Genomic DNA, 21,051 nt, shown 5'->3' on the forward strand with positions numbered 1-21,051 from the left:
AATGAATATCATTCCTTTTCCTAACCGAGCCGATTGGCCTGCGTTGCTGGCTCGGCCGGTGCAATCTACGCAACAGATCGAAGCGGCCGTTGCCCCTATTCTGGCTCAGGTCAGAAACGGGGGCGATTCGGCTCTGCTCGAACTGGCGCAAAAATTCGATAAGGTCGATTTGTCGGCCATGGGTCTGGAAGTACCTCTAACCGAACTCGATACTGCCGAGTTAGCACTTAGCGATGAATTAAAAGCCGCCATTCGTCAGGCTTATCAAAATATCCGCACCTTTCACGAACAGCAGAAACAACCCATCGAAAAAATTGAGACCATGCCTGGTGTTGTGTGCTGGCGCAAAAGCGTGGGCATCGAAAAGGTGGGACTTTATATTCCGGGCGGTACGGCTCCGCTGTTCAGTACGGTGCTGATGCTGGGCGTTCCGGCCCAACTGGCAGGCTGTCGTGAAGTTGTTCTCTGTACGCCAAGCAATCACCCGGCAATTTACTTTGCCGCTAAACTCGTTGGCATTACCAAAGTTTTTCGGATTGGTGGCGCACAGGCTATTGCTGCTATGGCATACGGCACAGAATCGGTCCCGCAGGTTTATAAGATTTTCGGCCCCGGCAACCAATACGTTACGGCAGCCAAAATGTTGGTTGCCAAAGAAGGGATGGCAATCGATATGCCCGCCGGACCGAGCGAAGTGGCAATTTATGCCGACGATTCGGCTATACCGGCGTTTGTTGCGGCTGATTTGCTCTCACAGGCCGAACATGGCGCAGATAGTCAGGTGTTGCTCGTCTCGACCAGCAAACGACTTATTGAACTGGTCAATCTCGTTTTGCCAACTCAGCTCAATAAATTGCCCCGTCGCGACTTGGCCGAAAAGGCCCTGGGTAATAGCAAAGCGATTCTGGTTGATTCACAGGCCGACGCCATTGATCTGTTAAATGCCTACGCAGCCGAGCATCTGATTCTGAGCATTGAGCATGCTGAGGTAGTAGCCGATAAGATCATTAATGCCGGGTCAATTTTTCTGGGCAATTACACGCCCGAATCGGCAGGCGATTATGCTTCGGGAACCAACCATACCCTGCCAACAAATGGATTTGCGCGCGCCTACAGTGGGGTTTCGCTCGATAGCTTCGTCAAGAAAATTACGGTGCAACATATCACGCCCAGCGGTTTGCAGCATGTTGGGCCTGTTGTTGAAGCAATGGCCGAAGCCGAATCGCTCGATGCGCATAAACGGGCCGTTAGCCTCCGGCTGGCTAGTCTGAACGAAGCAAAACCAGCCTGATTTTGTTATCTTACTGAAAACAAGAACGCTATGGAGCAGTTATTGATTGAAGTAGATACGCCACAAGACAAGGCACTATTGCTTGCCTTATTACCGCGCTTAAATGCCCGAGTTGTTAACCAGGAAAGTATCGACAAGAAAAAGGAAGATTTTCTGGAAATGGCGGAAACTATTGCGGCAAAAGGAGGTATAGGCGACTCTTTCGGCGATCTATCCGACTGGCAACGGGAAATTCGTAGTTGGGATCAGGTACTTGACAGTCGTGAAGAATGATTCTAGACAGTAACATCCTGATTTACCTTGTTCAGCCAGAATATAGCTCTTTACGGCTTTATCTTGCCCAACGCAAAGACACGCCTTTTGTTTCGCTCATTACAAAACTAGAAGTATTGGGGTTTCACCGACTTCGATCAGACCACAACCTAGAGCTAGAACGGCTTCTGGCGGCCGCTTTCATGCTACCCATTTCGGAAGAAATTATTACCGAAGCGATTCGATTATTGCTGCTACGGCCCTTTTCTATAAAAAGCCTCTCCTCACTAATAACAGTACTGATTTTGAAGACATCGCCGGATTAGAAATCATTCCGCTGTACTCTATTGGGTAAGGCTCTATACCATTCATTATGTTCGATCTCGCCACGCTTCGCGCCGAAACACCCGGCACTCAACACGTTGCCCATTTCAATAACGCAGGGGCGTCGTTGATGCCACAACCCATTATCGATGCCATAACGAACCATATTGCGCTCGAAGCCGAAATGGGTGGTTACGAAGCCGCTGAGGCCCGGAAAGAGGCCATACAGGATTTCTATGCGGCTACGGCCGATTTACTCAACACAACCGCCAATCATATTGCGGCTACATCCAGCGCAACCGATGCCTATTCGCGGGCGCTGTCGTCGATTCCGTTCGAGCGGGGCGATGTGATCCTGACTACTATTAACGATTATGTTTCCAATCAGATCGCATTTCTGTCGTTGCAAAAGCGATTCGGTGTTAAGATCGTACGGGCTCAGGATGATCCGCTTGGTGGGGTTTCGGTAAGCGACATGGCCCATAAAATGAAATCACTTCGGCCGAAACTGGTTGCCGTTACACACGTACCGACTAATTCGGGGTTGATCCAGCCCGTGGAAGCAGTTGGCCAGCTCTGTCAGGAACATACCATACTCTACCTGGTCGACGCCTGCCAGTCGGTTGGTCAGTTGCCGGTGGATGTCGCACAAATCCACTGCGATTTTCTGACGGCTACCTGCCGAAAATTTCTGCGCGGGCCACGTGGCATGGGGTTTCTGTACGCTTCCGATAAAGTACTATCGAGCAAACTGGCCCCACTGTTTATCGACCTACACGGCGCTTCCTGGGACTCGGCCAACACATACAGCCTGACACCAACTGCCCAGCGGTTTGAGGATTGGGAGTTTCCTCATGCGCTCGTTTTGGGTGCTGCGGCTGCGCATCGCTATGCCCTGACCGTTGGTCTGGAAACCATTGCCCAACGCAACACGATTCTTAGTGAACTACTGATCAATCAACTCGTTGAACTGCCCGGCGTACGGCTTCTCGACGAAGGCGAACGACTGGCCAGCATCATCACAATGTTCAGTGAGCGTAAATCGGCCGCCGATTTAAAAGCTGGTTTGCAGGCAGAACGCATCAACACATCGTTAAGTACGCACGGTGCGGCTATTCTGGATTATGACCGAAAAGGAATGAAAACAGCCGCCCTCCGAATTTCGCCCCATTATTACAACACCGAAGCCGAAATCAATACGCTGGTCGAAGCGCTCAAACAGTTACTCGCGTAGCGCAGAGCTTATTCAATTTTGATTATGAAACACCTGTCCGATCTATTGCTTTTAGGCGATCCTCGTTTATACGAAACCTGCGAACCGGTGCTGGAGTCGGAGCTACCTCTGGTTGCTGGCTGGGTTGCCGATCTGCACAACGTGATGGAAGAGATCCGGGCAAAATATAAGTTCGGGCGGGGGATTGCTGCGCCCCAGTTGGGCATTATGAAACGGCTGATCTACCTGAATGTCGACCGTCCGCAAGTTATTATCAATCCTGAATTGAAAAGCGTCAGCGACGATACCGACCAACTCTGGGACGACTGTATGAGTTTTCCAAACCTGCTGGTACGTGTACGAAGACATCGAACGCTGACGTTGTCGTATCGGGACGAACATTGGCAACCGCATGAGTGGGACGTAACCGACTGGGGCCTTTCGGAGCTGATTCAGCACGAATATGATCACCTGAACGGCGTTCTTTGCACGATGCGTGCCATCGATGCGCAATCGTTTCGCTGGCGTCCAACGCCCGATCCGAAGGCGTAAACGACGGCTCTCTTTTGCCGCCACAGAAAAATGACTTTATTTTTACGGAAATAATTCTCAGTTATGACAGTACTAGCCATTGTGAATCGACTGGGGGAGCAACAGATACTGGGGCAAACTATTCGTAATGAAGCCGATCTGATGGGCCTTATTGAACAGGGAATTTCTAAAGCAACCATTCGTTATTTAGCTGATTCACGGGAGATTGACCCCAAAGAATTAATGAATTATCTGCCCGTTACGGCCCATAATCTCCAGCGGTATCAGGAACACGATCGACTGAGCGAAATTGTTTCCGATCATATGGTAGCGCTGGCCGAGTTGAGCACGGAATTTTTGCCTAATGGAGGTATATCGGGTAACTCGTCAGCAATATGCTACTGACTTATCAGGTAATGGGGCTGCTCTTTATGGAGGCAGATGGAACGAACCAGGCCAACCGGCGCTTTATACAGCCAGCAGCCGGTTACTGACCCTTCTGGAAACATTGGTTCATATGCGTCAACGGCAACTTCCAACTGACTATCGGATTATGGTCTTGTATATCCCGGACGATTTGCCTGTAACCATGCTGACAACGCATCAATTACCCGAAAACTGGCAAACGAATGAAGCCCATAGCCAACAAACGGGAAGCCAGCCTATTCTCTGTTTACTAATGTGCAATTACTGGCGGTTGAACCTTTTGAATTTGATCCCCGCTTTTTTCAGAAATTAAACTAATGCAGTCATTTAATCTTCAATCGCTTTTACGTCCTCACATTCTGAGCATTACCCCCTATTCGTCGGCCCGTGACGAATATACCGGGACAGAGGGCGTTTTTCTTGATGCTAATGAAAACCCCATCGGCTCAACGGTCGACCAGGGCGCTTATAACCGGTATCCAGATCCGCATCAGTGGGCCATAAAACAACGGCTGGCTCCGATCAAAGGCGTTCGGCCTGGGCAGATTTTTCTGGGAAATGGTTCCGACGAACCCATCGACCTGCTGGTTCGGGCAACCTGCACACCCGGCCAGGACAACATTCTGATCATGCCACCAACCTATGGCATGTATGAGGTTTCGGCCAATATTAATGATGTAGCCATCATAAAAATCCCACTAACGCCCAATTTTCAGGTCGATATTGAAGCTGTGCTGGCAGCCATCACGCCAACGACAAAATTGATCTGGCTATGTTCGCCCAACAATCCGTCGGGCAATCTGCTCCAGGCCGATGCCATTCGTACCATTCTTGAAGCCGCACAACAGTCGCTGGTCATTGTTGATGAAGCGTACATAGATTTTGCGCAGACACCCTCCTGGACGGCCGAACTGGACAACTACCCCAACTTAGTAGTACTGCAAACGTTTTCGAAAGCATGGGGACTGGCAGCGCTACGGCTGGGCATGTGCTTTGCGTCGGAAGACCTAATTGCTGTTCTGAACAAGATTAAACCTCCTTACAATATATCGGCCCCTACGCAGGCACTGGCCCTCGAAGCCCTCAGCCACGAGGCCGAAAAAGAGGAAATGGTTACTAAGATTTTAGCCGAAAGGGCGATTTTGGCCGAAAATCTTCGTTCTTTGCCATTTGTACAGGCTATTCATCCATCTGACGCGAATTTTCTGTTGGTGCAATTCAATGAGGCAAAGGCAACATTCGAACACCTGATCGAACAGCAAGTCATTGTCCGCGACCGCTCTAAGGTGAAGCTATGCGACGGATGCCTACGAATTTCGGTCGGGACAAATGACGAAAATGAACGCCTTTTAGCCGTCCTTCGAACGATGGACACCGCCCCCGTATCAACTGATTTGCCGCTCGGCACGGGCGACGAAGCCACAAAACCAGAGTTAGTATCCAACACGTAGCTTGCTATGGTCTCTATGCGAAAATCACTTCTTATTTTAACATTCGTTTTTTTAGGTTGGCTGGCCTCTTCGAACACAGCCCAGGCACAATACAACAACTGGTCGGTTGGCTTTCGGATTGGCGAGCCTTCGGGTGTCAACATCCGAAAATATTTTGGCGATAACCATGCTTTCGATCTGAACATCGGCACCTTTGGAGGGCTATATGGCACGAACCGTAGCTACCGGGCTGGTGTTTACAAGAGTGTTGGGCTATCGGTTCAGGGTCACTACCTGTGGCACAAAGCTTTCACTAAAAGCGAAAGCATTCGGGGTTATTATGGTTTTGGCGGACAGATTAACACCCGCCGGTATTACCCACCCCGACTCAATGGAGAGTATGAAAAAGCCCTGTCGCTGGGCGGGTCGGGCATTGCCGGACTGGAATATTTCCCCACCGGTAAGCCTTATTCATTTTTTCTGGAAACAGGACTTTATGTCGAATTGCTTCAGGCCCCATTTTTCCTGAATCTGAATACCGGACTGGGCTTGAGGTATAATTTTTAAAGGGCGTACGCCGTGAGGATGGTCGGCGTATTTTCACGGCGTATGCCTAACCACTATGTTCAAGATTTACAGTTCTTCGGCGGGGTCGGGCAAAACCTATACGCTCACCAAAGAATATCTCAAGCTGGCACTGCGCCCCGGCGAGTCGGATAGTTATTTCCGGCATATTCTGGCCGTAACGTTTACCAATGCCGCTGCCAATGAGATGAAGAATCGTATTCTTGAACGCCTGGCCGATATAGCCAATGGGAAAGAACTACCCTTACTTGACGAACTGGTTACTGAACTCTATGGCGTTGCCCCTGGCACCGATGCCTTTCAGTTGGCAACAGATAACCTGCGGACCAAAGCCAGATCGGTTTTTCGAACAATTCTGCATCGCTATGCTGATTTCAGCGTAACAACGATCGACTCCTTTACGCAGCGGGTAGTCATGGCCTTTACCGACGAGCTGGGCTTTCCCTATTCGTTCGAAGTGGAGCTCGAAACCGACGAAGTACTCGAACTGGCCATCGACAACCTGATCGAAAAGGCCGGAACCGACGAAATGGATGAGATCACAACCATTTTGAGCGAGTACTACACGCATACGGCGGCCGAAGGCAAAAGCTGGAACCAGTTGCCCGAGTTGCTGAAAGAATTCGGAAAAAATCTCACATCGGATCAGTTTTACGAAGCCGTTAATGCCGCTCAGGAACTATCGCCCAATGCACTGCGAGGTATTCGTATCCAACTAATCAATTATACCCAACAGATCGAAGCCGATATTATCGGTCATGGGCAACGGGCCTGGAAACGGATTACTGATGCAGGCTTAGACGAAACTGATTTTAGCTACGGAGCTAGTGGTGTTGGTGGCTATATAAAAGCGATTGCCGAAGGAAACGCGAAAAAAGAAGCCGGCACACGGGTGTATAATGCACTCAACAATGGCGATTGGTATGGAAAGAAAACGCCTAAACCCGTTCAGGAGTTGATTGATGGTATGGCCGCCGACTTAGGCGACAGCCTTACCCAAATCGAGGCCATTCGTGAGGCTAATGGCCAACAGGTAGCGCTGTTCGATTGCCTGCTGCCTCACCTTCAAAAACTTGCCCTCCTGAAACAAATTCGCATTGAGTTCGACGATTTGCTCCGCAACGATGGGCGGGTTCATATTTCGGAATTCAATAAGAAAATTCTGAACATTGTTGCTTCGGAGCCGGTACCTTTCCTCTACGAGCGCCTTGGCACGAAATACAATCATATTCTGATCGACGAATTTCAGGATACCTCGCGGCTACAGTTTGCCAATCTGTTACCTCTGATCGAAAACGCCCTCGGTGCCGACCATTTCAATTTGGCTGTGGGCGATGGGAAACAGGCCATTTATCGATTCCGGGGGGGCGACATGGACCAGATTGTAGCCCTCCATCGAAAAGACCTCGACTCGCTGAAACAGGCTCACAATCCAGGATCGTGGACTGCCGATCGTATCGACATGCTCGATGGTCATTTACAGGATGATATGCTGGATACCAACTGGCGAAGTGCCGAACCGATCGTTCTGTTTAACAACGATTTTTTTGAATTTACGGCCCGTAAGTTCGAACACCAGCACCCAAAACTTGCCGACGTATTCGATACAGAACAGCAATTTCATCAGAAAGCCCAGCCGAATGCGCAAAAAGCGGGGCACGTTCAGATCGATTTTGTGGCCCGAGACGAACACAACGAGCAGGATCTGACCACCAGAATGCTCCGGCAAACAATAGAGCATCTGGATCGTGTGCTGGCCGATGGTTATAGCTATGGCGACATTGCAATTCTCTGCCGCAAAAAAGCCCATGCCAAAGCCCTGGCCAATGAACTAAATGCCCGCCAGATTCCACTGGTTTCGGCCGATTCGCTATCGCTGGAGTTTTCTGACCCGGTTAAGTGGATTGTTACACTCATGAACGTGCTCCAGCAGCCCGACCATACGCTACTGCGCTACGAATTATTGTATCTATTCCACCGGGTCGTTCAGGGTATTTTTCCCGACGATGCACTAACCGAAGAACTCCAACAGGTAGCCGAGGGCGATGTTTCGGGCGTGTTTGCGTATCTGACCCAACAAGGATACCCTCTTGATCAATACGCACTCAATCAACTCAATCCGTATGAGTTGGCCGAGCGGCTAACGGCTCAGTTTGGGCTGTTCAGCCAGGCTGAGCATAATCCATTCCTCTTTCGTTTTCTGGACGAAGTGCTCGCCTTTAATCAAAAACGGAGCGGCCATCTCAGCGATTTTCTGGTGTATTGGGAAAGTGTTCGGCAAAAAGTTTCGGTAGAGGGCAATGCCCGCAATTCGGTCAGTATTCAAACCATTCACCGCTCAAAAGGCCTGGAATTTCCGGTTGTAATCATCCCATTCGCCAACTGGAAAGTTGAACCCATTCTCGATAGCACCATCTGGCTCGACCTTACCTCCTTACGAACCGATGTACTCGCTCATGAAAACGGCTCCGGCCAGCTTGCCCGACTAACATCAGCTCCGGCCAACACAACCAGCAAACTCCGGGGGGCTCCCGAACCCATTGCCGCCCAATATGAAGAAGAAATAACCCGCACGTTTCTGGAAAACATGAACCTGCTCTACGTTGCCTTTACGCGTCCGACCGATCGGCTCTATATAATCAGCGAGGCTAAAGAGTTTGGGAAAGGGCAACCTAACACGATTAGCCACTGGCTCCATGCGTTTCTGCGCGACAGTGAGGTTGCCCGCAACTGCGGTTGCGCCTGGCAGGATGGTCAGTATAGCTATACGGTGAGTTTATGTACCGATGCCATTAACCATCAGAAAGCCCCCGAAACGCTCGATGAAATTATTCTTGACGACGTTATTAGTGGGCATCGTGGTCAGGATTTGCAACTACGGCGACAGGCAGAGCGGGTTTTCGACGTGGCAACGTTTGAACGGACCCGCGAACGCGACCGGAAGCTCTGTGCTGCGCTGAGCCTGCTAAAAGGCCCCGATACCATTGATCAAACGCTACGGAAACTTGTGGGCGAAGGGCTGGTTCGAAAGGCCGAATGCGACGATTTAAAGAAAACGCTTATTGCAATTGTCACTCATCCGTTGCTGGCTTCGCTGTTCGATTCAACCTTACGGATCGACACCGACCGAAGTATTTTAAGCAACAAACGTATCTATGGCGCCCCCCACCGCGTTGTATATTATCCTGATGGCAGTGTTATACTGGTTCAATATGAATCATTGACAGACCCTTCCTCCCTCTCTTCTTTACCAACTAACCCAACTGATTCACTCCGGTATTTTACCGGATTGTATCGAGATATGGGATTTCCTGAAGTTGAAGGCCGATTGGTTTATCTGGCCGACGAACCCACTGTTGTGCGGGTAGTTTAACTGTTTTATGTTTTCATATTTATGGCTTTTAGTATCAGCTTGAGAACGTCAACCCCCATTTTTTTCATTTGGCTAACGCTACAATCACTTACCGGCACTGCCCAAACGTCCGAATCGCCCTATCAACTCAAAACCAGTCGTGAATTAACTCTCACTGGCGCGGGTGCTATTACGTATGGAGCGTCTGTTCTGCTGAACCAATCGGTCGATCCGCTTACTCCTGCCGACGTAGCTGCGCTCAATCGCGACAATATTAACGCTTTCGACAGAAGCGCCACCCTGCACTGGGACCCGTCTATTGCTAAAGTTAGCGACCTGACGCTTTACTCCAACGTTGGATTGCCTATTCTGCTCACACTTGGCCTGAAACCACTTCGGCAGGATGTGAAAACACTGGGTATTATGTATCTGGAAACGTTACTGATTGCCAATGGCGTTGAAAGTACCGTGAAAGCCCTGTCGCAACGTCCTCGTCCCTTCGTTTTTAATCCGGATGTTGCCCTGGACAAAAAGCTCACCCGCGATGCACGCCAGTCGTTTTTTTCGGGCCATGCCACAACAGCCTTTGCCACTGCCGTTTTCACGAGCGAAGTTTTTCGGCATTACTTTCCCAAATCAAAACTCAAACCAGTGGTCTGGATTGGCACATTGGGCCTGGCCAGCGCAACCTGTGTGATGCGGTATGAAAGTGGGCGTCACTATAAAACAGACCTGCTGGTTGGGGCTGCTTTTGGTTCGTTGGTTGGTTGGGGAATACCAAAATTACACGAAGTAAAAAACAGAAATTCCTGGGGTCACCGACTCGACATACAGCCCTGGAGTAACGGAACATCCACCGGTCTCTATGCCCGTTATCGGTTTCATTCAACATCTCGGGTTAATCCGTAAATTTGCGTCTAAATACCATTCCTTTTGCAAACCAGACGTACTGTTTTCACCTGCCTGCTCATGCTGCAACTAGCTGTAGCACACGGGCAGGATACTCTATCGGCGCCAGCAACCAAACTGCGACAAAATCCCTATCGCCTAAGCTGGAAAACCGATGCTGCCTTACTGGGACTGTCAGGTATTACGGGCCTAACGTCGCTGGTACTGGAGCAACAGGTGCAACCGTTCACCATAAATGACCTAAGCCATTTTGATCGGAACCAGGTCAATGCATTTGATCGCGGGGCTACGTATAAATGGTCGCCAGCAGCTTTCACGCTGAGTGATCAGACCCTAACGGCTAACTTTGTGGCCACCGGACTCATTGCCGCACCAACCTTGTTTCGGTATAAAAACTGGGCTACTGTGCCACTGATGTATATTGAAGTACTGGCTTTGCCCACGCTCGTTCAGCAAACAGTAAAAAACATTGTGTTACGCACACGTCCGTATGTGTATAATCCCGATGCTCCACTAGACCCTAAGCTAGCGCCAAATGGTCGCCAGTCCTTTTTTTCGGGACACGCCGGTACCGCTTTTGCATCGGCCGTATTTGCGTCGGAAATGTTTCGTCATTTCTACCCAAAATCAAAATTAAAGCCTGTTGTTTGGGTTGTGATGCTTGGGCTGGCCTCCACTACCAGTCTGATGCGCTACGAAGCCGGGTATCATTTCCCGAGCGACATTCTGGTTGGGGCTGCTTTTGGTTCGCTGGCAGGCTGGGGAATTCCCCGGCTACATCAGCTAAAAAAGCAATCAGCTATGGGCCAACGGCTTACTATTAGGCCCTGGAACAACGGTGCTGCTACTGGAATCAACGCACGATTGTTGGTGTTTTCGCGATAATGGATGCTTCGCAAGTGAACGAATAAGCCGTTTCCTGAATGACTAAAGTTACAGATCACATTAAAGCCGCAAATGGCAAACCCATTTTTTCGATTGAAGTGATACCGCCCATTAAAGGCGACAATCTGAAAAACCTGCTCAACAATATCGAGCCCCTGATGGAATTTAAACCACCGTTTATCGACGTTACGTATCACCGCGAAGAGTACATCGAACGCCCGCTACCCGATGGCACTATTCAGAAAATTGTAACCCGAAAACGACCCGGCACGGTTGGCATTTGTTCGGCCATTATGCATCGGTTCAATGTCGATCCGGTGCCCCATGTGCTATGTGGTGGCTTCACGCGGGAAGAGACTGAAGATTTCCTGATCGACCTGCACTATCTGGGTATCGACAATGCGCTGGTACTTCGGGGCGACCCAGCCAAACCATTTACGACATTTAAAGCCAAAGAAAACGGCTACACCTATGCCAGCGAACTGGTTGAGCAGGTTGCCAACATGAATCGGGGTATTTATTTGCACGAAGAAGACACGCCATTAGCACCCAGCAACTTTTGCATCGGTGTAGCAGCTTATCCCGAAAAGCACTTTGAAGCCGTTGATCATGACATTGATTTCCACTATCTGAAGCACAAGATCGACAAGGGAGCCGACTACATCGTTACGCAGATGTTCTTCGATAATCAGAAATATTTCGCGTTTGTTGACCGTTGCCGACAGGAAGGCATTACTATTCCGATCATTCCCGGTCTAAAGCCCATCAGCACCCGGAAACAGCTCCAGATTCTGCCCAAAATTTTTCATCTCGAAATGCCACAGGATCTTGTTAAAGCGGTTGACACCTGCGAAAACGACCAGCAGGCCCGGCAGGCAGGCGTTGAATGGAGCATTCAGCAATGTCGCGAACTTATTGCGCATGGAGTTCCCGTATTGCACTTTTATACGATGGGCAAGGCTGATAACATCATGAAAATTGCCCGCGAAGTGTTTTAAAAAAAATAACACGACCAGTTGATAATTTAGTAAGTAAAAACCCGGAAAACTGTGTCAACTTGCTAAACGATCACACCTAAAGACCTCTTAAACTAGTTATGAATCGTGCCCTTGTGGTGTTGCTTGTGTTTGACTTAACAACTTCGGCCTTACTAGCTCAGCGTGTAACCAGCGATACAACCTATAAGCAAACCTATCGTCCGCAATACCACTTCTCTGCCCGTAACAACTGGCTCAACGACCCCAATGGCCTGGTTTATTACGATGGCGAGTATCACCTGTTTTATCAGTATAATCCGTTTGGCATTCGCTGGGGGCATATGACCTGGGGGCATGCCATCAGTCGGGATCTGGTTCACTGGCAGGAACTTCCTTCGGCCATTCCCGAAGAAAATGGAACCATGATTTACTCGGGAAGCTGTGTTGTCGACAAAACCAATACGAGCGGTTTCGGACAGGACGGCCATATTCCGCTGGTTGCTGTTTATACGGGCGCGAAAACAGGAAACCAAAGCCAGCACATCGCCTATAGCCTCGATAAGGGACGCACCTGGACCAAATATGCGGGCAATCCGGTTATTGATCTGAAACAGAAAGATTTTCGCGATCCGAAGGTTTTCTGGTATGAACCCAGCCAGCATTGGGTTATGGTTGTGTTGCTTCCAACCGACAAAAAAGCCTTGTTCTATAAATCGACAAACCTGAAGGAATGGACAAAAACCGGCGAATTTACGGCCAATGATAGCCCAGCCACGGTTTGGGAATGCCCGGATCTGGTGGAAGTTCCGGTCGATGGTACCATGGAGCGGAAGTGGGTTCTTTTTCTATCGATGGGAAATAATGCACCAGCCGGTGGTTCAGGAATCCAGTATTACGTCGGTCGATTCAATGGATCAACCTTCATCAACGAATCTAAACCCGGTGATATTCGCTTTGTAGACTGGGGCAAAGACTATTACGCAGCTATTACATTTAATAACCTGCCACGACGGGGCAACCGCGGGGCCATTAGCATTGGCTGGATGAACAACCTACAATATGCCAACGACATTCCGACCACTCCCTTTCGGGGTACGATGACATTACCCCGCGAATTGCGTCTGGCCAAAATTCTGGCTCCGGCCTTACGTTATGAATTGCGCCAACAGCCGATTCAGGAACTAAAACCGCTGTTAAACACCAGCTTTCAATGGACTGGAACTGACGTAGCTCAGCTTAACCAAAGCCTGGCCAGCAACAGCTTATCAGGCGATACCTACTGCTTACAACTCGAATTTGAAGCCGCGAAAACGGGCGTAGGTGTTCGGGTCAAAAAAGACGAAGCTACGTCGGGAAAGGGCGAAGAAACGATTATTGGCTACGATCCGTCGAAACAACAGTTGTATGTTGACCGGAGCCGCTCGGGCGATGTTTCGTTCAAAAAAGAATTTCCCGGTCGATTTACGGCACCGCTTAAACCACAAAACGGTAAAATTTCGTTACAAATCTGGGTAGATCGCTCGTCGGTTGAAGTATTTGGCAATAATGGTGAAGTTACGCTGACGAATCAGATATTTCCTAAACCCGAAAGCCGGGGAATTGAATTTTTTGGTGATGGATTCCGTTCGGTTCTGATTCGATCGGTGGAACCGATCTGGAAGTAGGGGCTTTGTGCAGGGAGAGCGGGGTTCAGGATAAATCACTCCCAGCCCTCTCCGTAACGCCCTGTGCGAAGCCCAAAAACCTAAATTTTCTTAAATTAGGCGGTTCGCCCACATAAAGCGTTATTTTTGTCATATTAACACGAACCCACTGAATGGCTCGTACAAAAAAGAAAGTAGGCGCATATCCCAGCGGTATGATCTTGTTTAGTCTGACGCTGGCCCTGTTTTTGATTGGATTTTGCGGTTTGCTGGCTATTCAGTCGAAGCGGGTAGTTACCTATATCCGTGAAAACTACGAGATGCGGGCTTTTCTGGATAAAGACCTGAGCGATGCTAAACTGACTAAGTTATCGAAAGCAATTGCCGAAAAGCCCTATGTACTGAAAACCAACAGCAGCGCACAAATGACGTTTGTGCCAAAGGATGTAGCGGCAAAAGAGTTTATTGCTGAAACCAAAGAAGATTTCACCAAATTTCTGGGCGAAAACCCATTGCGCGACAGTTATCGAATTAAATTGAACGAAGAGTATTTCGAAGAAGCAAAGCTGCAACAGGCCAAGAAAGATCTTGAAGAAATCGATGGTATTTTTGAAGTAGTTTACCAGGAAAATCTGGTCGACAATATCAACCGCAATATCACTAAGATCTATGCTGTGATGTCGGCCTTTGCTTTGATTCTGTTGTTAATTATTGTTGTTCTGATGAACAACACCATTCGACTGGCGTTGCATTCGCAGCGAATGCTTATTCGGAGTATGCAGTTGGTTGGTGCTACCAATGGTTTCATTACCCGGCCATTTCTGGGCCGTGGTATGTGGCAGGGATTACTGGCAGGGGGTATTGCTGTAGTGTTGCTGCTGGCGGGTTTGCAGCTAGCGATTCATAACCTACCCGAACTGGCTATGTTTCAGGATACAGAGAAACTTATTTTTCTGATGATTGGTATTGTGGCTTTGGGCATTCTTATTGGTTTTCTGAGTACTTTTCAGGCTGTTAACCGATATCTGGGCCTAACGCTTGATGAGTTATATTAGTTATCATAGGGTGAGTTTTCACACAACCACGGGCAAAATCTGCCTGCGCCGAAAACTACAGTCTGAATTTAAAGTTACACAAAACGTATAACTGACTTACGAATATGGCAAAAGACAAATCATACGGCTCGGCTACGCTAACACGCGAAGAACCAGCCAAAAAGGCATCGGCGCCGGTTAGTCCGATTGCCAAGCCAGCCCCTCTTCGCGCTTCAACAACAGAAGCCGCTCGTCGGGATACATCGGCAACATTGCCATTCGGCCGGCAGAACTATGTGTTGATGCTGATCGGCATTGCGGCTATTCTGGCTGGTTTCTTTATTATGAGCCTCGACAAAGAAGAATTCGGTTTTGGCTTCCTTGGCCTCACGCTCGGCCCTCTTGTTGTTATGAGCGGATTTGTTATTGAATTTTTCGCCATCCTTACCCGACCGAAGGCCTAAGGGTTTATGGTTTATCGTCTATGGTTTATGATTGCTCTGCTCATTTAGGTGTTAACCAAGCGAAGCAACCATAAACCGTAAACCATAAACCATAAACTAATTTCCCACCTATGGATTTAATTCACGCTATTGCGCTGGCCATTATTGAAGGATTAACTGAATTTCTGCCAGTATCCTCAACGGGTCACATGATTATCTACTCCTCCCTGGCTGGCATTGCCAGTAACGAATTTACCAAACTTTACACAGTCGACGTTCAATTCGGTTGCATTCTGTCGGTACTGGTGCTGTATCACCGACGTTTCATGACCAACACCCGCACGGGTACTTTTGTGGTCCCTTCCTATCTGAAATCGTTCCCTCCACACCTACAGCCGATGCTCGATTTTTACAGCAAAATCCTGATTGCCTTTCTCCCTGCGGCCGTTATTGGTTTTTTGCTGAATGATTTCATCGACTCGCTGCTCGAAAATGTTGTGGTAGTAGCCATCACTCTGCTCCTGGGCGGTATCATACTGGTATTTATTGATAAAATTGTCAATCGCCAGCCCAAAGATGGTGATGTTACCGTTGGCGATGCTATTCGAATTGGCTTCTTCCAATGTATTGCTATGATTCCGGGCGTATCGCGGTCGGCAGCAACAATTATTGGTGGCATGTTTCAGGGATTGACCCGCAAACAGGCGGCCGAATTTTCGTTTTTTCTGGCGGTGCCAACAATGGCAGCCGCTTCGGGTTATAAACTACTCAAAACATATAAGTTACTTCAGCCAGCAGATTACCAAACGTTGCTGATTGGTAATGTAATTGCATTTATCGTAGGTATGCTGGCCATTCGTGGGTTTGTAGGCTTTTTAACCAAATACGGATTCAAAGTATTCGGGTATTACCGGATCATACTGGGTCTGGTGCTGCTGGGCCTAGTGGCTGCTGGCGTTAAATTAGATGTTATTTAAGCCTTACGGTCAACAAATTCTTACTACTTGGGCCTCGGCTTTGGCAATCGTTATCATCAGAAGAATTCATTGAGGTGCACAGAGAACCGATCCCCGGTGTATCTTTGCACTTCTTTGTTTTTACTACGTGTCTCAACAGAACGCATCAACACAAGCCCCCGGCCAACCCGATCCGGGTCAGGTTATTCTGATCGACAAGCCACTTACCTGGACTTCGTTCGACGTGGCCAATAAGCTTAAATATGCCTGCAAATTCAAAAAAATCGGCCATGCCGGTACACTCGACCCGCTGGCAACGGGTTTATTGATTCTCTGCACCGGCAAAATGACCAAGCAGATCGATCAGTATCAGACTCAGGAAAAAGAATATACCGGTACCCTGGTTCTTGGCAAAACGACCCCATCCGTCGACCTCGAAACCGCATTCGATGCCGAATTCGAGGTAAGTGGTATCACGTCTCAGCAAATCTGCGATGCTGCCCGGCAGCTAACGGGCGATATTCTACAGGTTCCTCCCATTTATTCGGCGGTTCGGGTCAATGGCGAGCGGCTCTACGAAAAAGCCCGCCGTGGCGAAACCTCCGATCAAATTAAATCCCGACAGGTTACGGTTTCCGTATTTGAGGTTCAGACCGACCGGTTTCCAGAAGTCGACTTTCGAATAGTTTGTTCGAAAGGAACGTATATTCGTAGCCTGGTACGTGACCTGGGACTATTGCTCAACAATGGCGCGTATATGAGTGGCCTTCGGCGGACGCGCATCGGTAATTTTCGGGTAGAAGATGCCGACACAATCGAAAGCTTTGTGGCCAGATGCCGCGCCGTTTTATCTCCTCCTCAGTTATGATAGTTCATCACGGACTCGACGATATTTCTCCGCTACCCAACGCGATCGTTACCAGCGGCACCTTCGATGGCGTTCATCGGGGGCATCAGAAAATACTTTCCCGGCTCACAGAAGTAGCCCAGAGCAGTGGTGGCGAATCGGTTCTTATTACTTACTGGCCTCACCCCCGCACAGTGGTTTCCAACGACAGCCAGAACCTGAAATTATTGACCACGCTTGATGAAAAAATCGATTTAATCGAACAGGCCGGCGTCAGTCATCTGGTTGTCATTCCGTTTACGAGGTCGTTCTCGGAGCTTACTTCAGAACAGTATATCCGGCAGATTCTGATCGATAAAATTGGCACAAAAAAACTGGTGATTGGTTACGACCATCGCTTTGGCCGCGACCGGGAGGGCGGCTTCGATTATATTCAGGAACATCAGAGCGAATACGGTTTTGAGGTCGAGGAAATTCCCCGCCAGGATGTAGAAGCAGTAGGGGTTAGTTCATCAAAAATCCGAACAGCGCTTCAGGAGGGTAACGTGCATACGGCCAATCGCTTTCTGGGTCGCCAATACAACCTGACGGGCACCATCGTAAAAGGTCGGCAACTTGGCCGAACAATTGGCTATCCAACGGCAAACCTGCAGGTTGACGATCCGGTCAAGCTCGTTCCAGCCAATGGAGTCTATGCTGTTGACGTGGTCTATGCTGGCCAGACCTATGGTGGTATGCTAAATATTGGATTTCGGCCTACTGTAGCCGGAACTCACCAAACGATTGAAACTTACATCTTCGACTTCAACAAAGACATCTATGGCGAACACATGACCCTTAAATTCCGGGAGTACCTACGCCCGGAGGTGAAGTTCGATGGTTTACCGGCTCTGGTGAATCAATTGAAGTTAGACGAAGAATCGGCAAGAGCCGTATTACGCAACTGATACAATAACCGGCACCGGCCGAGGAAACGATAGCATGGAATACGCACCAATAGCGATATAATCTTTATAGGTTAGCTCAGGTGCGAGTTCTGCCAAATTCTCAAAGGGTAACATGAGAGTTGTTATATCATTTTGCTTCGACAAGTCGAGAGCCAGCTTTGAAAATAACGAATAAGCACATAACCCTACAACCGGATCGATTTCAGAAAACGATAGCCGGGCATAATGCCCTACAATTCGTAATACGGCACTTTTCTTACCCGGCAATATAGTGCTGAACAACCGGTTTCCCTCGGCGATGAACGTGGTTATATCGGCAGCATTGATCCTGTTTATTTCAGAAATATCGCCCACCTGCAGAGCATGTTTTTGTAGTATACTCTGTACCAACCCTTTACCAATATTGGTCTGCAACTGCCGATGTAAACAAGCCATCAACATACTAGATACCAATCGGTTAATTTGCTTAATAGAAGCAACCGATTGAGCAGTTATCTGGCTAGCTATAGTTAATGATTTTTCCTCTATAAGAAAATTTGCAGTAGTTAATAAAGAATTATTCATATCATATAAATTTATTGTAGTGAAATGGATAGCCCTTTATACTTACGAAAAGTATAGCTTCTGGTTTCTTATGCGATTAATAAAACCAACTTATTTATTTTACGTACTTTCGCCCTCCAAACCGTACAAGTAACGATCATCAATCAAACTGTTATGCAACAGAAAATCCGGCGTGAAGATGCCCTTGATTACCACGCCAAGGGACGCCCGGGTAAGCTTGAAGTTATCCCGACCAAAGAATACAGTACCCAGCGCGACCTGTCACTTGCCTACTCTCCAGGCGTGGCAGAACCCTGCCTGGCCATCGAGGCAAACCCCGACGATGCCTACAAATACACAGCCAAAGGCAATTTGGTAGCGGTTATTAGTAATGGTACGGCCGTACTCGGTTTGGGCGATATTGGTGCTTCGGCCAGTAAGCCTGTTATGGAAGGTAAAGGATTACTCTTCAAAATTTATGCCGATATTGATGTCTTTGACATTGAGCTCAATACAAAAGATATTGATGAGTTTGCCCGGACAGTCAAAATTCTGGAACCAACCTTCGGTGGCGTTAATCTGGAAGACATCAAGGCACCCGAGTGTTTCGAAATAGAGGAACGACTCAAACGGGAAATGAACATTCCGGTCATGCACGACGACCAGCATGGCACGGCTATTGTTAGTGGAGCAGCACTCCTCAATGCGCTCGAACTGGTTGGTAAACAGATCGAAACGGCTCGGTTTGTGTTTCTGGGGGCGGGCGCGGCTGCCATTTCATGCGCCCGGCAGTATGTGGCTCTGGGTGCTCAATACGAGAATATTGTTATGTTCGATGTGAATGGGCCGTTGCGTACCGACCGCTCCGATCTCAGCGACATTATGCGCCCGTTTGCCACCACCCGCAATATTAAATCGCTGGCAGATGCCTTCGCCAATGCCGATGTATTTGTTGGACTCTCGAAGGGCAACATTGTTAACCAGGATCTGATCCGGTCGATGGCCAGAGATGCCATTGTTTTTGCAATGGCTAATCCAACCCCGGAGATTAGTTACGACGATGCAATGGCTGCTCGTCCTGATATTATTATGGCAACCGGCCGGTCAGACTACCCCAATCAGGTTAACAATGTACTGGGTTTCCCCTACATTTTCCGGGGAGCACTCGACGTTCGGGCTACCGAAATCAACGAGGCCATGAAACTGGCAGCAACCTATGCGCTTGCTGAACTCGCCAAGAAACCTGTTCCCGATATTGTGAATCTGGCCTATGGCGAAGACAATATAGTTTTTAGTCGAACTTATATTCTGCCCAAGCCCGTTGATCCGCGCCTGCTGGCAACTGTGGCTCCGGCCGTAGCCAAAGCTGCAATAGACTCTGGTGTAGCCCGGCAACCCATTTCAGACTGGGAAGCCTACAAACAACAACTAGCCCGCCGGCTTGGTCAGGACAATCAGATTTCGCGGGTTATTTTAACCAAAGCCAAATCGAATCCGAAACGAGTGGTTTTTGCCGATGCCGAAAATCTGAAAGTACTGAAGGCTGCCCAGCAAGTTCGTGATGAGGGCATTGCCTATCCAATTTTGCTTGGCGAAACCGCCAAAGTTCAACAGATTATTCAGGACCACAGTCTCGATTTGGGAAATATCCCGATTATTGACCCACGTGCCCCCGAACAAAATGGCTTGATCGAGCGATTTGCCAACATATACTTCGAGAAACGCAAGCGAAAAGGCGTCAATGCAACCGAAGCCCGTAAAATGATATACTATCGCAACTATTTTGGCGCGATGATGGTCGAAACGGGCGAAGCCGATGCACTAATTTCCGGACTAACCCGCAGCTATCCAGACACCATCCGACCGGCACTTCAGGTGATCGGAAAAGAGCCTGGTGTACAGAAAGTGGCCGGTATGTATATTCTGCTTACGAAGCGGGGACCACTGTTTTTTTCCGATACTACGGTTAATTTTAACCCCTCGGCCGAAGAAATTGTGGAAATAACCGAGATGACCGCCAAAGCCGTCGAGCGGTTCAACATCAAGCCGCGCATTGCACTGGTAACCTACTCCAACTTCGGAAGTGCCAAAGGGGAAGACGCCGAAAAAATGAACCGTGCCGTCGAGATCCTGCAACGGAAACACCCTGATTTGATTGTAGACGGTGAAATTCAGGCCCACCTGGCTTTCAATACCGAGTTACTGGAGCAAAACCATCCGTTCAGCAAGCTGGTGGGCGAAGGAGCCAACACGCTCATTTTCCCGAACCTGTCGGCCGCAAACATCGCCTACAACCTGATGTCGGAAGCGGCCGGTTTCGATGCCATTGGTCCAATTTTGCTCGGTATACGCAAACCTGTTTATGTTTTGCAATTAGGCTCATCCGAGCGCGAAATTGTCAATATGGTCGCCATCGCCGTCGTAGAAGCGCAGGGAAAGTAATTATGAATTATGAATGATGAA

The 21,051-nt window shown here is 48.8% G+C and carries 21 protein-coding genes; 20 read left to right on the forward strand and 1 reads right to left on the reverse strand.

All coding sequences use genetic code 11. From position 1 onward, the window contains the following. Position 1 precedes the first annotated feature (1 nt). The 19 genes from hisD (at position 2) to WBJ53_RS20310 (ending at position 18,045) form a co-directional block, all read left to right on the forward strand. On the forward strand, positions 2–1,291 hold the full coding sequence (gene hisD, locus WBJ53_RS20220) for a histidinol dehydrogenase (RefSeq protein ID WP_338869473.1): 1,290 nt from the start codon (positions 2–4) through the stop codon (positions 1,289–1,291). 30 nt (positions 1,292–1,321) lie between these two features. Then, on the forward strand, positions 1,322–1,564 hold the full coding sequence (locus WBJ53_RS20225; RefSeq protein WP_338869475.1) for a hypothetical protein: 243 nt from the start codon (positions 1,322–1,324) through the stop codon (positions 1,562–1,564). After that, on the forward strand, positions 1,561–1,869 hold the full coding sequence (locus tag WBJ53_RS20230; RefSeq protein ID WP_338869477.1) for a hypothetical protein: 309 nt from the start codon (positions 1,561–1,563) through the stop codon (positions 1,867–1,869). The genes WBJ53_RS20225 and WBJ53_RS20230 overlap by 4 nt, the downstream gene beginning before the upstream one ends. A gap of 47 nt (positions 1,870–1,916) precedes the next feature. Beyond that, the gene (locus WBJ53_RS20235) at positions 1,917–3,101 is read left to right on the forward strand and encodes an aminotransferase class V-fold PLP-dependent enzyme (RefSeq protein ID WP_338869478.1); all 1,185 of its coding nucleotides are present in this window, start codon (positions 1,917–1,919) and stop codon (positions 3,099–3,101) included. Positions 3,102–3,125: 24 nt separating this feature from the next. Continuing rightward, positions 3,126–3,632, forward strand: a complete 507-nt coding sequence (locus WBJ53_RS20240; protein WP_338869480.1) for a peptide deformylase — start codon at positions 3,126–3,128, stop codon at positions 3,630–3,632. 63 nt (positions 3,633–3,695) lie between these two features. Continuing rightward, the gene (locus WBJ53_RS20245; protein ID WP_338869481.1) at positions 3,696–4,016 is read left to right on the forward strand and encodes a hypothetical protein; all 321 of its coding nucleotides are present in this window, start codon (positions 3,696–3,698) and stop codon (positions 4,014–4,016) included. Further along, positions 3,976–4,350, forward strand: a complete 375-nt coding sequence (locus WBJ53_RS20250; protein ID WP_338869483.1) for an RES family NAD+ phosphorylase — start codon at positions 3,976–3,978, stop codon at positions 4,348–4,350. The genes WBJ53_RS20245 and WBJ53_RS20250 overlap by 41 nt, the downstream gene beginning before the upstream one ends. A gap of 4 nt (positions 4,351–4,354) precedes the next feature. Then, the gene (hisC, locus tag WBJ53_RS20255) at positions 4,355–5,488 is read left to right on the forward strand and encodes a histidinol-phosphate transaminase (RefSeq protein WP_338869485.1); all 1,134 of its coding nucleotides are present in this window, start codon (positions 4,355–4,357) and stop codon (positions 5,486–5,488) included. A 15-nt stretch (positions 5,489–5,503) separates the two neighbouring features. Beyond that, positions 5,504–6,034, forward strand: coding sequence for a hypothetical protein (locus tag WBJ53_RS20260; protein WP_338869487.1), 531 nt, complete (start codon positions 5,504–5,506; stop codon positions 6,032–6,034). A gap of 55 nt (positions 6,035–6,089) precedes the next feature. Further along, positions 6,090–9,425 (forward strand): UvrD-helicase domain-containing protein, encoded by a 3,336-nt coding sequence (locus WBJ53_RS20265; protein WP_338869489.1) that lies wholly within the window; start codon positions 6,090–6,092, stop codon positions 9,423–9,425. A 39-nt stretch (positions 9,426–9,464) separates the two neighbouring features. Next, positions 9,465–10,313, forward strand: a complete 849-nt coding sequence (locus WBJ53_RS20270; RefSeq protein WP_338869491.1) for a phosphatase PAP2 family protein — start codon at positions 9,465–9,467, stop codon at positions 10,311–10,313. A gap of 60 nt (positions 10,314–10,373) precedes the next feature. Next, complete coding sequence (locus tag WBJ53_RS20275) at positions 10,374–11,198, forward strand: phosphatase PAP2 family protein (RefSeq protein ID WP_338869493.1); 825 nt, start codon at positions 10,374–10,376, stop codon at positions 11,196–11,198. A gap of 38 nt (positions 11,199–11,236) precedes the next feature. Next, entirely contained in the window at positions 11,237–12,196 is a 960-nt protein-coding gene (gene metF, locus WBJ53_RS20280) for a methylenetetrahydrofolate reductase [NAD(P)H] (RefSeq protein WP_338869495.1), read from the forward strand. Between the two features lie 98 nt (positions 12,197–12,294). Beyond that, positions 12,295–13,839, forward strand: coding sequence for a glycoside hydrolase family 32 protein (locus tag WBJ53_RS20285; protein ID WP_338869497.1), 1,545 nt, complete (start codon positions 12,295–12,297; stop codon positions 13,837–13,839). Between the two features lie 152 nt (positions 13,840–13,991). Then, positions 13,992–14,873, forward strand: coding sequence for a permease-like cell division protein FtsX (locus tag WBJ53_RS20290; RefSeq protein ID WP_338869499.1), 882 nt, complete (start codon positions 13,992–13,994; stop codon positions 14,871–14,873). 104 nt (positions 14,874–14,977) lie between these two features. After that, on the forward strand, positions 14,978–15,316 hold the full coding sequence (locus tag WBJ53_RS20295) for a DUF3098 domain-containing protein (RefSeq protein ID WP_338869501.1): 339 nt from the start codon (positions 14,978–14,980) through the stop codon (positions 15,314–15,316). Between the two features lie 110 nt (positions 15,317–15,426). Beyond that, a complete protein-coding gene (locus tag WBJ53_RS20300; protein WP_338869503.1) occupies positions 15,427–16,272 on the forward strand; it encodes an undecaprenyl-diphosphate phosphatase in 846 nt (281 codons plus the stop codon). Positions 16,273–16,399: 127 nt separating this feature from the next. Beyond that, entirely contained in the window at positions 16,400–17,119 is a 720-nt protein-coding gene (gene truB / locus WBJ53_RS20305) for a tRNA pseudouridine(55) synthase TruB (RefSeq protein ID WP_338869505.1), read from the forward strand. Continuing rightward, the gene (locus WBJ53_RS20310) at positions 17,116–18,045 is read left to right on the forward strand and encodes a bifunctional riboflavin kinase/FAD synthetase (RefSeq protein ID WP_338869507.1); all 930 of its coding nucleotides are present in this window, start codon (positions 17,116–17,118) and stop codon (positions 18,043–18,045) included. Before truB ends, WBJ53_RS20310 begins: the two co-directional genes overlap by 4 nt. Here WBJ53_RS20310 and WBJ53_RS20315 read toward each other — a convergent pair. After that, a complete protein-coding gene (locus WBJ53_RS20315) occupies positions 18,034–18,609 on the reverse strand; it encodes a hypothetical protein (protein ID WP_338869509.1) in 576 nt (191 codons plus the stop codon). The two genes, WBJ53_RS20310 and WBJ53_RS20315, sit on opposite strands and share 12 nt — an antisense overlap. 153 nt (positions 18,610–18,762) lie before the next feature. On the opposite strand from WBJ53_RS20315, the gene WBJ53_RS20320 reads away from it, so the two are divergent. Beyond that, a complete protein-coding gene (locus WBJ53_RS20320; RefSeq protein ID WP_338869511.1) occupies positions 18,763–21,030 on the forward strand; it encodes an NADP-dependent malic enzyme in 2,268 nt (755 codons plus the stop codon). Positions 21,031–21,051: the final 21 nt, after the last annotated feature.

Source organism: Spirosoma sp. SC4-14 (genome assembly GCF_037201965.1).
Taxonomy (GTDB): domain Bacteria; phylum Bacteroidota; class Bacteroidia; order Cytophagales; family Spirosomataceae; genus Spirosoma.

Coding starts and splice junctions, on each gene's coding strand:
- WBJ53_RS20275 (WP_338869493.1), top strand. CDS start 10,374: ATGCTGCAACTAGCTGTAGCACACGGGCAGGATACTCTATCGGCGCCA.
- WBJ53_RS20285 (WP_338869497.1), top strand. CDS start 12,295: ATGAATCGTGCCCTTGTGGTGTTGCTTGTGTTTGACTTAACAACTTCG.
- metF (WP_338869495.1), top strand. CDS start 11,237: ATGACTAAAGTTACAGATCACATTAAAGCCGCAAATGGCAAACCCATT.
- WBJ53_RS20260 (WP_338869487.1), top strand. CDS start 5,504: ATGCGAAAATCACTTCTTATTTTAACATTCGTTTTTTTAGGTTGGCTG.
- WBJ53_RS20300 (WP_338869503.1), top strand. CDS start 15,427: ATGGATTTAATTCACGCTATTGCGCTGGCCATTATTGAAGGATTAACT.
- WBJ53_RS20240 (WP_338869480.1), top strand. CDS start 3,126: ATGAAACACCTGTCCGATCTATTGCTTTTAGGCGATCCTCGTTTATAC.
- hisD (WP_338869473.1), top strand. CDS start 2: ATGAATATCATTCCTTTTCCTAACCGAGCCGATTGGCCTGCGTTGCTG.
- WBJ53_RS20225 (WP_338869475.1), top strand. CDS start 1,322: ATGGAGCAGTTATTGATTGAAGTAGATACGCCACAAGACAAGGCACTA.
- WBJ53_RS20250 (WP_338869483.1), top strand. CDS start 3,976: ATGGAGGTATATCGGGTAACTCGTCAGCAATATGCTACTGACTTATCA.
- WBJ53_RS20245 (WP_338869481.1), top strand. CDS start 3,696: ATGACAGTACTAGCCATTGTGAATCGACTGGGGGAGCAACAGATACTG.
- WBJ53_RS20290 (WP_338869499.1), top strand. CDS start 13,992: ATGGCTCGTACAAAAAAGAAAGTAGGCGCATATCCCAGCGGTATGATC.
- WBJ53_RS20320 (WP_338869511.1), top strand. CDS start 18,763: ATGCAACAGAAAATCCGGCGTGAAGATGCCCTTGATTACCACGCCAAG.
- WBJ53_RS20265 (WP_338869489.1), top strand. CDS start 6,090: ATGTTCAAGATTTACAGTTCTTCGGCGGGGTCGGGCAAAACCTATACG.
- hisC (WP_338869485.1), top strand. CDS start 4,355: ATGCAGTCATTTAATCTTCAATCGCTTTTACGTCCTCACATTCTGAGC.
- WBJ53_RS20315 (WP_338869509.1), bottom strand. CDS start 18,609: ATGAATAATTCTTTATTAACTACTGCAAATTTTCTTATAGAGGAAAAA.
- WBJ53_RS20235 (WP_338869478.1), top strand. CDS start 1,917: ATGTTCGATCTCGCCACGCTTCGCGCCGAAACACCCGGCACTCAACAC.
- WBJ53_RS20310 (WP_338869507.1), top strand. CDS start 17,116: ATGATAGTTCATCACGGACTCGACGATATTTCTCCGCTACCCAACGCG.
- WBJ53_RS20230 (WP_338869477.1), top strand. CDS start 1,561: ATGATTCTAGACAGTAACATCCTGATTTACCTTGTTCAGCCAGAATAT.
- WBJ53_RS20295 (WP_338869501.1), top strand. CDS start 14,978: ATGGCAAAAGACAAATCATACGGCTCGGCTACGCTAACACGCGAAGAA.